This is a genomic window from Photorhabdus sp. P32, from assembly GCF_038085095.1.
GTDB classification, from domain to species: Bacteria; Pseudomonadota; Gammaproteobacteria; order Enterobacterales; family Enterobacteriaceae; genus Photorhabdus; species Photorhabdus luminescens.
In genome coordinates this window covers 17087-31724 of record NZ_JAZGJN010000238.1, presented here as the reverse complement: position 1 = coordinate 31724, position 14638 = coordinate 17087, and the positions used below count along the sequence as shown (strand labels likewise).

Genomic DNA, 14638 nt, shown 5'->3' with positions numbered 1-14638 from the left:
ATCCCCAGGAGCATAGATAACGATGTGACTGGGGTGAGTGAAAGCAGCCAACAAAGCAGCAGCTTGAAAGATGAAGGGTATATATATTTACTTACATTAACTTTAAGGAGTAAAAGAATGACAAAAGAATTAATTACAGGCGTCACGTTTTTTGAAGAGAAAAACTATCAGGGTAAATCACATGATTACCCAGAGCTCGATAAAATTATCTCTCTCCCTTCCAATCTTAACGATAAATTCCGTTCAGTAAAAATCGGTAAATTATCAAAAGTCCATGCGTGGCGCCATTATAACGATCCAGAAAGCAAATATTATGAGTGGGTAGTCGACAATCCAGATATCGATAGAGAAATTAGAGGGTTATCTAAATTCAGAATTATGCAGAAAGATACAAAACTGGTTGCACTAAGAATCATCGATGATACTCATTCAGATACAAAATTCTCCATGACCGTTAAGATATTCAATGGAGAAGAACAAGAAACGATCGACGTTAACGCCACAACAGATGATAACTATATTGTCGTTAATGAACTATTGGTACAGAAAGAGATAGTCACTTCAATTTATGTAAGAAACGTCAACACCGGAGAATATATTGGTAACGGGTCATTCTATTTTTCTTATGATGCTATTGGCATTGCAACTATTGATGAAGGACTCAATTTTCCTAAGAACTTGAAATTGGTCCATGTAGGAAATAATCGTTTTGATTTTCACATTACCAGTACTGATCCTATTGCTTAATCCGGGATTAATGTGACAATCATCACTCTCAGATAAGTCATATTCTGAAATTTAAGCTACGCCGTTGCGGTACATTTGTTCAAAAACCGCAACAGCGTATCCCAGACGATCGCGGAAACTGAACCACATCACATCTGATATGGCCTCTCCACGCTCCTGGTCAATCGATAATAATCGGGCTTACTCCATCCATTCAGTATGGAAAACACCCTCTTTATCAGTACGCTTATAAGTATGAGCGCCAAAATAATCACGTTGAGCCTGAATTAAATTAGCGGGCAATACAGCAGAACGATAACTATCGTAGTAAGAAATAGCAGCGGAGAACGTGGGGGTTGGGATACCATTCTGCACCCCATACGAGACGACATCACGCAGCGCTTGCTGATATTCGTCAGCAATTTTCTTAAAGTAAGGCGCGAGCAACAGGTTAGCAATATCCGCATTCTCGTTATATGCGTCAGTAATTTTTTGCAGGAATTGAGCGCGAATAATACAACCTGCCCGGAAAATCCCGGCAATTTCACCGTAATTGAGATCCCATTGGTACTCATCAGATGCCGCTTTCAATTGCTGAAAACCCTGAGCATAAGAAACAATTTTACCCAAATAAAGCGCACGGCGAACTTTCTCAATAAATTCAGCCTTATCACCTTTAAATGGTTGTGCTTTCGGCCCGCTCAACACGTTAGCCGCAGCAACTCGCTGATCTTTTAGAGAAGAGATATAACGTGCAAATACCGATTCTGTGATCAATGTCACTGGAATACCTAAATCCAGAGAACTTTGGCTAGTCCACTTACCCGTGCCTTTATTTGCTGCTTCATCCAAAATCACATCAACCAAATATTGGCCTGCTTCATCTTTTTTACGGAAAATATCAGCCGTGATTTCAATCAAATAGCTGCTCAATTCGCCGTTATTCCAATCAGTGAAAATCTCAGACAGTTCTTCATTGCTCAGATTCAGAGCATTCTTCAATAAAGAATAGGCTTCAGCAATGAGCTGCATATCACCGTATTCAATGCCATTGTGAACCATTTTCACATAATGGCCGGCGCCATCCGGACCAATATAGGCCACACAAGGTTCACCTTCAGCTTTAGCCGCAATCTCTTGCAGAATTGGCGCGACTAATTCATATGCCTCTTTCTGGCCGCCAGGCATGATAGATGGCCCTTTCAATGCCCCCTCTTCACCCCCAGAAACCCCAGTACCGATAAAATTAAAACCCTGAGCAGAAAGTTCCCGATTACGGCGGATAGTATCCTGAAAATAGGTATTACCCCCATCAATCAAAATATCACCTTTATCCAGATGTGGAGTCAGTGAAGCAATAGTTTTATCAGTTGCTTCGCCAGCCTTAACCATCAGCAGAATACGACGCGGTTTTTCCAGTGAATCGACAAATTCTTCGATAGTGTAACTTGGAACTAATTTCTTCCCCGGATTTTCGGCGATCACTTCGTCAGTTTTATCACTTGAACGGTTAAATATAGACACGGAATAACCACGGCTCTCAATATTTAATGCCAGGTTACGCCCCATCACCGCCATACCGACAACACCAATCTGCTGCTTGGACATGAATAACTCCTGTCTGATGATAATTTTGCTCACCAATAATAATTAGTGCGCAATTTGTTAATGTGATCACATGTTAACTCAGGATGAGTCCTATTGGATAGTTATTGGTGCCATTGATACCGTTACACCTCATTTTTTGGAAAAAACTTCCTCATATGAAAAATCAACTATTGAAATTTGATGAGTCAATGCCCATTATTCATTATTCGGCATGAGCCGTCATATTAAAAGGTAAAAAAAACTGTATGGAATGGATCGCTGATCCGACGATATGGGCAGGACTAGTTACTCTTATCGTTCTAGAAATTGTCCTCGGAATCGACAACTTGGTCTTTATTGCCATTCTGGCAGATAAACTTCCTGAAAAACAAAGAGACAAAGCAAGAATTACAGGTCTAAGTTGTGCGTTACTGATGCGTATCGTACTGCTTTTTAGTCTTTCCTGGCTGATAACGCTAACTCATCCATTAATTACGCTTTGGGAACATCCATTTAGCGCCCGCGACCTGATTATGCTGATAGGCGGTCTTTTCTTACTGTTCAAAGCGACAATGGAGCTCAATGAACGGCTGGAAGGTAAAGATGCCCACTCAGGACAACAACGCCAAACATCTAAATTTTGGACAGTTGTCGTTCAGATAATTGTCCTTGACGCTGTATTCTCACTGGATTCAGTAGTTACTGCTGTTGGTATGGTAGACAACATCGGTATCATGATCGCGGCAGTCACCATTGCGATGTTCCTGATGATACTGGCAAGTAAACCGTTGACCACTTTCGTCAATGCTCATCCGACTATCGTTATTCTCTGTCTGAGCTTCTTGTTGATGATTGGTTTCAGTCTGGTAGCCGAAGGTTTTGGTTATCACATCCCCAAAGGTTACTTGTACGCCGCTATCGGCTTCTCCATTATAATTGAATCCTTAAACCAATTTGCTCAGTTTAACCGCCGCAGATTTCTTACTGCTTCCCGTTCACTACGTGAAAGGACAGCGGAAGCCGTTTTACGTATCCTTAGTGGTAAGCATGAAAATGCAGAATTGGACAATCATACATCTAATCTGATTTCCGATAATCAGGAAGTGTTTGATCCACAAGAACGTCAAATGATTGCCAGAGTTCTGGGCATGGCGCAACGCAACGTCAACAGTATCATGACCTCCCGTCACGACGTGGAGTACCTTGATATTCATGCGCCAACCGAAAATCTGACGCAAATACTGAGTAAAAGTCCTCATACACGCATTGTGGTAACAGACGAAAATATCAGTGACGAACCATTAGGTGTTGTTCATGTTATTGATTTATTGAATCAACAACTCAACCAACAGCCTTTTGATTTACACTCGCTGATAAAACAACCGCTGATTTTCCCTGAACAGCTTTCATTACTTCAAGCATTGGAGCAGTTCCGCCAGGCACAAACTCACTTCGCGTTTGTCGTCGATGAATTTGGTTCTGTGGAAGGTGTGGTGACTTTAACCGACGTCATGGAAACTATCGCGGGTAATTTACCTGTAGCTGGCGAAGAAACTGATGCCCGCCATGATATTCAAGCGACTGAAAATGGTGGTTGGATCGCCAATGGTTATATGCCGCTGGATGATTTGATCCTTTATGTCCCTTTGCAACTGGATGAAAAGCGTGAATATCAAACCTTAGCCGGTTTGTTGATGGAACATTCACAACATATTCCACAACAGGGTGAGCAATTACAGATTGATAATTATCTGTTTGAACCGCTGGAAGTGACCAGTCACCGAATTAATAAGGTAAAAATTACTCCTCTGGCATTAGAGGAAGAAAATCAAGAATAATTCAGTGTTATTGATCACTCATCATATTTGTCATCACTGAGTTTTTCCTCTGAAACAAAAGAAAGCCCGGTCAGTTTAAACTGTACCGGGATTTTTTTGTCCTTTTTATCAATACTATATGTGGGACTCTAAGCAGATACTGTTAATGATTTATCTAACAATATGAAATAACTTTGTATTCAGAACAAAAAAGCCATAGCTTTTCAATTCAATAAACTTCATATAAACTTGCCAATCGATAATGTTATTCATCAATTCAAAAGGATATTATATGAATATAACTCTCGCTGATGTGGATAAAGGCAATTATGAAGATGTCTGTGATCTAACAGTAACCGATGACCAATGTGAATATGTCGCAAATAACATGTGGTCACTGGTTGAATCAAAATTCAATCCCTCATACCAAACACGTGCAATTTGTTTAGACAGCAAACCTGTCGGGTTTTTTATGTGGGTACCTGAAACAGATCAAAAGACATCAATTTGGCGATTTATGGTGGATCAACAATATCAGAACAAAGGTATCGGACGCCAAGCAATGCTGCTAGCCCTTAATGAAATTAGGCAAACAAATGAATTAAAAGAAATAGAAATCTGTTATAAGCCAAGCAATACTGTGGCAAGAAACTTTTACGCCAGTTTTGGTTTTGTTGAAGTCGGCATAAGTGAAGAAAATGAAGAGATGTTAGCAATTATTAAGATTTAACTCACAATCGTAAATCCACTTTTGTACTGAAATTAATTGCTCCGGCAACTATGCTTAGACAACTATACCCTTCATCTTTCAAGCTGCTGCTTTGTTGGCTGCTTTCACTCACCCCAGTCACATAGTTATCTATGCTCCTGGGGATTCGTTCACTTGCCGCCGCGCTGCAACTCGAAATCTATTAGGTATATAAGCATTCATTTAATCATCTAATTAAGCATAATAATAACTGCCAGAATTGAGCGGTCAAATCAGGCATGAGTTAATACAGCTAATTACTGCTACGTTCAACCCAATCGTTAATAGCTCGTTTTACCTTGTCCTCTAACTCATTATGTAGCAATTGCTCAATATCCAAGTTGTATTGCAGATTATTCCAATTACCGTAAACCCGTAGTGGTACTTTCATTTTTCGCAGACGGCTAACCAATTCATTATCCTTGCCCCATCCTTGTGTTATCTGTACTTTTAAAGCGACATCAACATTTTGTTTAAGTAGATTAGTCTTACCCTGCCCATCAATATTCAGAAAATCGGATACCGCATGAAGTCGGCTGATTTTTATATCGCCTCGATTCAGTACCGCTTTAACATCAAGCTTTTTGGCACGGGTAAAGTCATCCATATTATCAGGGATATTCACTTTATCCGTTGCACGAGCAACGGATTGCTGGATTAATTGGGGGATATTTAATCCATACATTTTGGCATTAACTAAACTGAAATTAAGATCACCCTGCCAAATATGCGAAATAGCATAACCATCATATCCTTTACCAGAAAGATCCCCATTCAGATCGAATTTACCACTAAATGCCGGTGGTAAAGAAAACGCTTTGAGTACCGGCTCCAGTTCTATATTCCGTAGTAAAGGTTTTGCATGTAATTTCAGTTGACTACCTGTCGCATCTAAAACAACCGGAATAGAGAAATCACCACCAAATAATTTGCCATTCAGAGTAGAAATTTCAGCAATACCACTATTACTTGTCGCTTTCAATATCAGATTATCGATCTCCATTCCTCGATAAACAAATTTATCCGCATTAATAGTCACATTAGCATTAAAATCATTTAGAAATGCAACGTTATAATCAGGCTGAGCAGGGCTTGAAACGGCGATCACAGGTTTAGCTGAACTATTCTCCATCCGGTAATAACGTTTAACCTCTGAGCCTTCTTTAGAAAGCAAGTCCCATCCCATCAGATTATCTAAATTCAGTTTTTGGGCAGATAAATCTATCTGATAATCCGCGTGAGCCCCCAACATTGCTTTTATACTGCCGTGCAGTTCACTCTCATTAGCCGTGAAACTTAACGTCTGTAAAGAAATTATTTGCGGTCCATCTGTCGTCTCTTTTTGATAAACAGCATGTACTTTTCCTGAACCGCTAATTCCTCCCGTAGGGATACCCGCGCCCTGGAGTTGATAATCAAAAGAGTCAATATTGCCAGCAACACGATAGGGATAATCAGTAATATCGACATCAGCGCTAAGATGAAAAGCCAAGTCTTGCTGATTCTTACTGACTTTGCTACTTAACTCCACGCTGATATAGTTTTGGTTATCCCGCTCCATAAGCAGATTAATATCGCGGACATTTAACTGATCATGCTCACCACGTTGCCAAATAAGCAAACTATCCGCGACCTTAATTCTGGCGATATCAAGCTTCCAACCTTCATCCTTCGCAACAAGATTGGCTGTACTCCCTGTTGGCGCAATAGGCGTATTCTCTTTTTTCTGAGACTGACTCTCCGGGGTGACTCTCAATATCGCCCCTTTCAACATCACCTCTTTAACGGCAAGCTGATGAGAAAGAAGCGGCCACAACTCCACATCAAGACGCATATTTTCCGCCGTCACTGTTGGCTGCGCCGCGCCTGGCGCCGTTAATGACATGCGCCCGGAAATGATGCTCAATTTTGGCCAGACATGCCAGCGCATACCATCTTGCAGGACGAGTTGGTAGCCGCTCTTCTTTTGCACCTGCTTGACCATATAAGCACGAAAGTCATTCGGATTTACTAACATGACTAATGCTGCCAGACCGGTAATAATCACAACCAGCAAAATAATCAGTGTCGTCAGTAATCTCTTCATGACTTCCTCAGCTTTTTTGTCAAAACAGTCAATGCAACTCAATAACCGATAAAAATATTAATCTTCATCAATACGGCTACCCACCGCACCCTGTTGGTTTTTATATTTCGCATCTTGACGGCGGTTATATGGACGGTCAGCGGAACCAGACAACGGCTCAAAACTCAAAGCCCCAATAACCATACCCGGACGTAACGCCAGAGGCAATTTACCGGAGTTATAGAATTCGAGAACAATCTGACCATGCCAGCCCGGATCAATCCGGTGTGCTGTCACATGCACCATCAACCCAAGACGCGCAAGAGAAGAACGGCCATCAAGCCAGCCCACCAAATCATCCGGCAATGTGACGGATTCTAGCGTAACAGCCAGTGCCAACTCGCCAGGATGGAGGAAAAAAACCTCATCGTCAGACAGGATAATTTCATCACTCATCACGCGATCAAGCGCAGCGCTGACCTCATCTTTCGGGCCGCTCAAATCAATATATGCCGCAGTATGACCACAGAAAACACGAAACTGATTCCCAAGGCGCACATCAGCAGTTGCCCCGTTAATGCGTTCAATCGGCGGACGTGGAGCAATGACCAATTTACCTTCATCAAGCCATTTAATAATGTCGCGGTCACAGAGTCGCATTATTTCCTCTCAAATACGATGATGCTTATCAATGTCTGACAAGCAAAGTTTTATTATTCGCAGAACTGACCAATTTTGGCTTTCAATATATCAATCGCTACCCGGTTTTTACCTCCGCGCGGCACAATAATATCTGCATATTGCTTTGATGGTTCAATAAATTGCAGGAACATTGGGCGCACAGTTTTATGATATTGCTCAATAACCGAATCCAGAGAGCGTCCCCGTTCATGTACATCCCGTTTAATACGACGCATAAGGCAAATATCCAGTGGCGTATCAACAAAAATAGAGAAATCCATCTCCTGACGCAAGCGCTTATCAGTCAATAACAGAATACCCTCCAGAATAATAACCCTTTTCGGCGCAAAATGAATCGCTTCTGGTTTACGAGTATGAGCAACATAATCGTATTGCGGTAATTCAATTGATTCACCCATTTTCAGCGCTTGCAGGTGAGAAAACAGCAGATTGTGATCCATTGAGCTTGGATGGTCATAATTAGTCTTATAACGCTCTTCCATTGATAGATTGCTCTGATCTTTATAATAGCAATCCTCTGGTATAATACCGATATTGTGATCACCAACCTGAGCGCGTAATTCACGATAAAGTGTATTAGCAATGAGACTTTTACCTGAGGCAGATGCACCGGAAATTCCTACAATTGTGCACTGATATGCTTCGTCAGCCATAATAGCGATAACCTGATTCTAGAAAAAAATGGGAACAAAGCACTTATGAGCGCTAAGTTTGGCGAGATTATAGGGAGTTAATGGTATCTGTTCCAGTGCAAACAAGATAAGTCTCATTTTTTTCGAGGCGTTTCGCATAAAAACCATGTAACCAAGGAAATCGTAACGAGGGAAATCGGGCAAACATACTTTTCACCATGCAAAATTTCTCCATACAAAATCTCTCCAATACAAAAAGCGGGCAATGAAAGCATCCATCACCCGTTATCATCAATCAAATACCCGTATTAAACAGCACGGAACGAAATTTCTGTCGGTATCTTCTCGCCTTGCCAATACATCTGAGCTGAAATATTCGCTGCAATTTCGCGATAGATATCGGTAAATTCACTATCGGGATTACTGATAACCGTTGGCTGACCACGATCAAGATCTTCACGCAGTGAAATATGCAAAGGGATTTGTCCCAATAATTTACAGTGATATTTAGCAGCTAATGTTTCTGCTCCACCCGTACCAAAAATAGGTTCCTGGTGACCACAGTTGCTGCAAATATGCGTACTCATATTTTCAACAATACCCAGTACCGGTACCTTCACTTTCTGGAACATAACGATGCCTTTCATTGCATCAATTAAGGCAATATCCTGAGGCGTTGTTACCACCAGCGCCCCCGTTACCGGGATGTTTTGTGACAAAGTGAGCTGAATATCACCGGTTCCTGGCGGCATATCGATAACCAGATAATCAAGATCCGGCCATAATGTATCCTGTAGCATCTGCATCAATGCCTTACTAGCCATCGGACCACGCCATACCATTGCATTATCATCTGTTACTAAATAACCAATAGAGTTAGTGGCAAGACCATGCGTCATAATCGGCGCCATATGCTGTCCGTCCGGGGAAGTCGGCCGCTCTTTGGAAGTTCCCAACATACTCGGAACAGAAGGGCCGTAGATATCGGCATCCAAAATACCGACTTTTGCCCCCTCTTGAGCCAATGCCAGCGCCAGGTTTACGGCAGTGCTGGATTTACCCACCCCACCTTTACCTGAGCTGACAGCCAAAATATTACGGACGCCATTAACGCCCGGCAAATCATTAGCGCGACGTAATGTGCTGATATCATGGATTAATTTCCATGCCACCGATTTTACGCCGGTTACCGCCTGTAATTTTTGGGTGGTCGCTTCTTTCAATGCTTCAAACCCACGCTTCCAGACAAACGGCATGAGCAATTCAATATGCAAGACGCCGTCAAGCATCGTACAGTGATGTAAAGCCTTCAACGTTATCAAATCACGTTCTAGCGTCAGGTGGGTAAAAGCAGCAAGTATTTTTGTTACCTGAGATTTCAGCAGGTCAGGATTGGTCTGCTCGGGGGATTGTGAGTTCATCCCGGCTCCTTTGATGATTATCAATTAGCGAAAAACCATATTGCCATAATAACAGAACCCAATGCGTTCAGATAAGATTAGCGACAAAAACCCACTTCCCGTTCATTGATTCAGTTTTTATCCAACAAAACTCATTAAGATTAAACCTTACCCTAGCGACAATTTTTTTGATCGGTTAACATCAAACTCCCTTTTTCACTTATTGGAAGTCAGATCCTTATTATGTCTCAAGTCGCAAAAAAATTATTGGTGACGTGCGCGTTGCCATATGCTAACGGTCCAATCCATCTCGGTCACATGCTGGAGCATATCCAGGCAGATATTTGGGTCCGTTTTCAGCGAATGCGCGGCAAAGAGGTTCACTTTATCTGTGCCGATGACGCTCATGGAACACCAATCATGCTGAAAGCTCAGCAAATGGGTATTGCTCCTGAAGAGATGATCGCAACGGTGAACCAAGAGCATCATCAGGATTTTACTGGCTTTTCAGTTAGCTATGATAACTATCACTCCACGCATAGCGAAGAAAACCAAGCGCTCTCAACTAAAATCTACCTCGAACTGAAGAAAAACGGCCATATTAAGAGTCGTACTATCTCTCAGTTATACGATCCTGAGAAAAATATGTTTCTGCCGGATCGCTTTGTCAAAGGTAGCTGCCCGAAATGTAAGGCAGAAGACCAATATGGCGATAACTGTGAAGTTTGCGGTTCAACCTACAGCCCAACTGAACTGATCAACCCACGTTCTGCTGTCTCCGGCGCGACGCCAGAAATGCGTGAAACAGAACACTTCTTCTTCGATCTGCCCGCATTCAGCAACATGTTGCAAGCCTGGACCCGCTCCGGCGCATTACAGGAACAAGTTGCTAACAAAATGCAGGAATGGTTTGAATCCGGTTTACAACAGTGGGATATCACCCGTGATGCCCCCTATTTCGGTTTTGAAATTCCTGATGCTCCGGGCAAATATTTCTATGTCTGGCTGGATGCTCCCATTGGTTATATGGGCTCTTTCCAAAACCTGTGTGACAAACGCGGAAATCTGAGCTTTGATGAGTTCTGGGCAAAAGATTCCACCACCGATCTGTATCACTTTATCGGTAAAGACATTGTTTATTTCCACAGCCTGTTCTGGCCGGCTATGTTGGAAGGCAGCGGTTACCGTAAGCCAACCAATGTGTTTGTTCACGGCTATGTCACCGTCAACGGTGCGAAGATGTCCAAATCCCGCGGTACTTTTATTAAAGCCAGCACTTACTTGGATCATCTGGATGCAGACTGTTTGCGTTATTACTATGCAGCCAAACTCTCTGCTCGCATTGATGATATCGATCTGAATCTGGAAGATTTTGTTCAGCGTGTTAACAGCGATATCGTTAATAAAGTTGTTAACCTGGCCTCCCGTAATGCAGGCTTCATTAATAAACGCTTTAACGGCAAGCTGGCGGATAAACTGGCTGATCCGGCGCTTTACCAACAGTTTATTGATGGGGCAAAGGTGATTGCAGAAGAGTTTAATAACCGCGAATTTAGCAAAGCAATCCGTGAAATCATGGCACTGGCTGATTTGGCAAACCGTTATGTGGATGAGCAAGCGCCGTGGGTGGTGGCAAAAGAAGAAGGCCGTGATGCAGATCTTCAAGCTATCTGTTCAATGGGCATCAACCTGTTCCGCGTTTTGATGACTTTCCTGAAACCCGTTTTGCCAAGTCTGGCAGAACGCGCAGAAGCTTTCTTAAATACAGAACTTACCTGGCATGGTATTGAACAACCGCTGTTGGATCATCAAGTTTCTGCCTTTAAGGCCCTGTTCAATCGCATTGATATGGATAAAGTGGACGCGATGGTTGCAGCATCTAAAGAGAGCATCAACACACCACAAAAAGTCAGCGGTCCACTGGCGGAAGATCCGATTCAGGACACTATCACCTTCGATGATTTTGCCAAAGTTGATATGCGCGTTGCCCTTATTAAACAGGCGGATTTTGTCGAAGGCTCAGATAAGTTGCTGAAACTGATATTGGATCTTGGCGGCGAAACCCGCCAGGTATTTTCTGGTATCCGCTCCAGTTATCCTGATCCAAAAGCGCTGGAAGGCCGTTTAACCATTATGGTCGCTAACCTGGCGCCGCGCAAAATGCGCTTTGGTATTTCAGAAGGGATGGTTATGGCGGCTGGACCCGGTGGAAAAGATATCTTCTTACTCAGCCCAGACAGCGGCGCACAACCCGGTATGCAAGTGAAATAATAGCCAATTTATTTGATTAATATTTTCACCCGCGGGGGTCAGCAATGGTCCCCGTTTTTTTAATGTGAGCTTTGACATCCTTGTATCTTGGATTTACTCAGAGCATCACTTTCAACATGCCAGCGAGCAAGGCGTGAAAGCTGCCAGTAAATTAGAGTCTTCATTTCAAAATACTTGCTGCTTATCAGTAGGGACTATTACTGAGGCGACTGGTATCCCGCTTGTGCCTTAAGAATCGGTTTTCTGGGCAAACTTTTTCGTTAATTGTCGAACAAGGGCCGATAGAAGATAGACCTGCACTTGGATTTTTTAGCTATTTTGTGTTGAACAAATCAACTACCGTACCTTAGTTTCGATCCTCTTTTATTGGTTAATTATATGTGACATGGAAAATTTCCATCTCCAGTATCCACTTTGGATTTTCTTCAATAGAAAGTAAAGTTCAAAGTAGTTAATGAAATTATCACTAGTTATAGTGAGATAATTCAGTTAAATTATCATCGAATTTAGAATGGAATTGAAGTAAATCAATGTGTAGGAAAATTATTAGGAGGTTAGTATGGCCATACCGGCATATATATGGTTGCAAGATGATGGTGGTACAGATATTAAGGGATCTGTCGATGTACAAAATCGCGAGGGTAGCATTGAAATCCTGAGTTTTAACCATAGTCTATATATTCCCACGGATAGTAGTACAGGAAAACTAACGGGTACCAGAGTACATGGTTCAATGAGTTTCGAAAAAGAATTTGATCGGGCATCTCCATACCTATATAAAGCTGTTGCCACTGGACAGACGTTAAAATCTGCTAATATCAAGTGGTACAGAATAAACAACACAGGTCAGGAAGAGGAATATTTCCATATCCTTATGAGCGGAGTGAAAATTGTTTCAATTTCTCCAGTAATGCACAATATAAAAGACCCGTCTTATCAACACCTTAATCATCTGGAATCCGTTGAAATTAGATACGAGAAAATTACGTGGAAATACCTTGATGGTAATATCATTTACTCTGATTCATGGAAAGAGCGCTAAGAAATAACGCCGGAATATCCGGCATTTTATCGAAGTCTATTAAAAATCCGACTGGCGATTTTGTGTATAATTAGAGCTATTATTAAAAGTACAAAGATGTCTATAAAAAATTCAACCCAGCTATCCTCGTAATTGCCTCCTAACCAACCCAAATTTATACTGTTCAGGAAACGTTCTACCATGCGGTACACCTGATAAACAGCCAAGTTTAATGGAGTAATGAGCCGGAACGCTAGCAGTGCGATCAACAGGCATAGTAAATAACCCAATAAGCTAAGAAACTTTACACGCACCAAAATTTGTATTCCCCATAACATCAACTCTACCGTATGCCATCAATGAGCTGCCGGGTACTTTAAACTTATGGGTACGGAGCAGAGCGTTTCGCACGATATTAAAGTCAGAAACACGATAAAAGGTGATACATCCCCAAGATTCGCCGCTACCATTCGGACGCAATGGATGAAGACGAAATGCACCGCGTCGAACACCGTTCACGAATATATAATCATTCATTGTCTGAAAACTATATATACCTGTTATCTTTCAAGTTGCCTCTTTGTTGGCTGCACTCACTCACCCCGGTCACATAGTTATCTATGCTCCCGGGGATTCGCTCCCTTGCCGTCGCGATGCATCTTGAAATCTATAGGGTATAACCCAAACCATTGAGAATGATTAGTACCATGAATCATATCAAGAGCTGTGCCTCTGACTTGGTTCGCTATGCTACCAACCGGACGATCAACAATCCAATACTGACCTGGAGGAATTGCTGATTTCTCAATGTAAGAACATTCAGACTTGTTAACGTATGGATCTTGACCAGAGAAAACGTCAAATATACCAACGCCATAACAATGAAATTTAGCCTTTCGTCCATTATCGGACAGGTCGTTATAATTCATCCTACAAATTTGCATGGTTATTCCCATATAATATATCTGCGAGTTGTATTCCAACCTGCAATTGATTAAATTACTATTTTTTCCATAGCGTATGTTTTCGTATGGTTGGACTTCAACGCTATCATAAAGTTCACTTTTTTCTAGAAAACCTCATATTAAATCAAACTACGCATTACCAATCTTGCTAATCATTTTATCGGGGCTGTAATCCATAACCGCCGAAATTTCCATCATCCTTTCGAAGGAAAGGATGGCACATTCTCAAGGTTAATTGTATGATGAATACCTCGCCAGAATTAGGGATTTTGTTATGTCGTTGCGTGAAGTACTGATTATTGGTTGGCAGTACCTGCGAGCATTTGTTCTGATTTATTTGTGTTTGCTGACAGGTAATGCCATTTCTTCCCTATTACCCATCATCATTCCCGGCAGTATTATCGGCATGTTGATCTTGTTCGTTTTATTATCTTTCCAACTCATTCCTGTTCATTGGGCAAAACCAGGTTGTAGTTTGTTACTAAAAAATATGACTTTATTGTTTCTGCCTATCGGTGTGGGCGTGATGAATTATTACGATCAACTCAGCCAACAGATAATTCCAATTGTTTTTTCATGCCTGATCAGCACCGTAGTTGTTATGATTATCGTTGCTTACAGTTCCCACTATATTCATCGTGAACGTCCAATTATGAGTTCCGCCTCAGAAATTAAGAGTGAACAACAGAAACAAGAGAAATAAA

General features: G+C 41.8%; 13 protein-coding genes. 6 read left to right on the top strand and 7 right to left on the bottom strand.

Annotated features, from left to right (window positions below):
- Positions 1–747 (top strand): beta/gamma crystallin domain-containing protein (locus tag V2H77_RS07710; RefSeq protein ID WP_341498342.1); only part of this gene is annotated, 747 nt, incomplete at its 5' end.
- A 180-nt stretch (positions 748–927) separates the two neighbouring features.
- Here the strand turns inward: V2H77_RS07710 and gndA are convergent.
- Positions 928–2334: an NADP-dependent phosphogluconate dehydrogenase gene (gene gndA, locus V2H77_RS07705; RefSeq protein ID WP_341498341.1), complete on the bottom strand. Its 1407-nt coding sequence runs from the start codon at positions 2332–2334 to the stop codon at positions 928–930.
- A gap of 245 nt (positions 2335–2579) precedes the next feature.
- Between gndA and V2H77_RS07700 the strand changes: the two genes are divergently transcribed.
- Complete coding sequence (locus V2H77_RS07700) at positions 2580–4151, top strand: TerC family protein (RefSeq protein ID WP_341498340.1); 1572 nt, start codon at positions 2580–2582, stop codon at positions 4149–4151.
- A gap of 271 nt (positions 4152–4422) precedes the next feature.
- Entirely contained in the window at positions 4423–4860 is a 438-nt protein-coding gene (locus V2H77_RS07695; protein ID WP_265380785.1) for a GNAT family N-acetyltransferase, read from the top strand.
- Between the two features lie 271 nt (positions 4861–5131).
- Here V2H77_RS07695 and asmA read toward each other — a convergent pair whose 3' ends face one another.
- The 4 genes from asmA to apbC all read right to left on the bottom strand — a co-directional run bounded on the left by asmA (position 5132) and on the right by apbC (position 9698).
- Complete coding sequence (gene asmA, locus V2H77_RS07690) at positions 5132–6964, bottom strand: outer membrane assembly protein AsmA (protein WP_341498339.1); 1833 nt, start codon at positions 6962–6964, stop codon at positions 5132–5134.
- A 57-nt stretch (positions 6965–7021) separates the two neighbouring features.
- Complete coding sequence (gene dcd, locus V2H77_RS07685; protein WP_036777925.1) at positions 7022–7603, bottom strand: dCTP deaminase; 582 nt, start codon at positions 7601–7603, stop codon at positions 7022–7024.
- A 53-nt stretch (positions 7604–7656) separates the two neighbouring features.
- The gene (gene udk / locus V2H77_RS07680; protein WP_036777923.1) at positions 7657–8298 is read right to left on the bottom strand and encodes a uridine kinase; all 642 of its coding nucleotides are present in this window, start codon (positions 8296–8298) and stop codon (positions 7657–7659) included.
- Between the two features lie 287 nt (positions 8299–8585).
- Positions 8586–9698 (bottom strand): iron-sulfur cluster carrier protein ApbC, encoded by a 1113-nt coding sequence (apbC, locus tag V2H77_RS07675; RefSeq protein ID WP_341498338.1) that lies wholly within the window; start codon positions 9696–9698, stop codon positions 8586–8588.
- A 222-nt stretch (positions 9699–9920) separates the two neighbouring features.
- Here apbC and metG point away from each other — a divergent pair, with 222 nt between their 5' ends.
- Together metG and V2H77_RS07665 are read left to right on the top strand one after the other, a co-directional pair.
- On the top strand, positions 9921–11948 hold the full coding sequence (gene metG / locus V2H77_RS07670; protein WP_341498337.1) for a methionine--tRNA ligase: 2028 nt from the start codon (positions 9921–9923) through the stop codon (positions 11946–11948).
- Between the two features lie 559 nt (positions 11949–12507).
- On the top strand, positions 12508–12990 hold the full coding sequence (locus tag V2H77_RS07665; protein WP_341498336.1) for an Hcp family type VI secretion system effector: 483 nt from the start codon (positions 12508–12510) through the stop codon (positions 12988–12990).
- 273 nt (positions 12991–13263) lie between these two features.
- Here V2H77_RS07665 and V2H77_RS07660 read toward each other — a convergent pair whose 3' ends face one another.
- Complete coding sequence (locus tag V2H77_RS07660; RefSeq protein ID WP_244161576.1) at positions 13264–13488, bottom strand: tlde1 domain-containing protein; 225 nt, start codon at positions 13486–13488, stop codon at positions 13264–13266.
- A gap of 95 nt (positions 13489–13583) precedes the next feature.
- Positions 13584–13898: a tlde1 domain-containing protein gene (locus tag V2H77_RS07655; RefSeq protein WP_265514629.1), complete on the bottom strand. Its 315-nt coding sequence runs from the start codon at positions 13896–13898 to the stop codon at positions 13584–13586.
- A 310-nt stretch (positions 13899–14208) separates the two neighbouring features.
- On the opposite strand from V2H77_RS07655, the gene V2H77_RS07650 reads away from it, so the two are divergent.
- Positions 14209–14637 (top strand): CidA/LrgA family protein, encoded by a 429-nt coding sequence (locus tag V2H77_RS07650; protein WP_341498335.1) that lies wholly within the window; start codon positions 14209–14211, stop codon positions 14635–14637.
- Position 14638 lies beyond the last annotated feature (1 nt).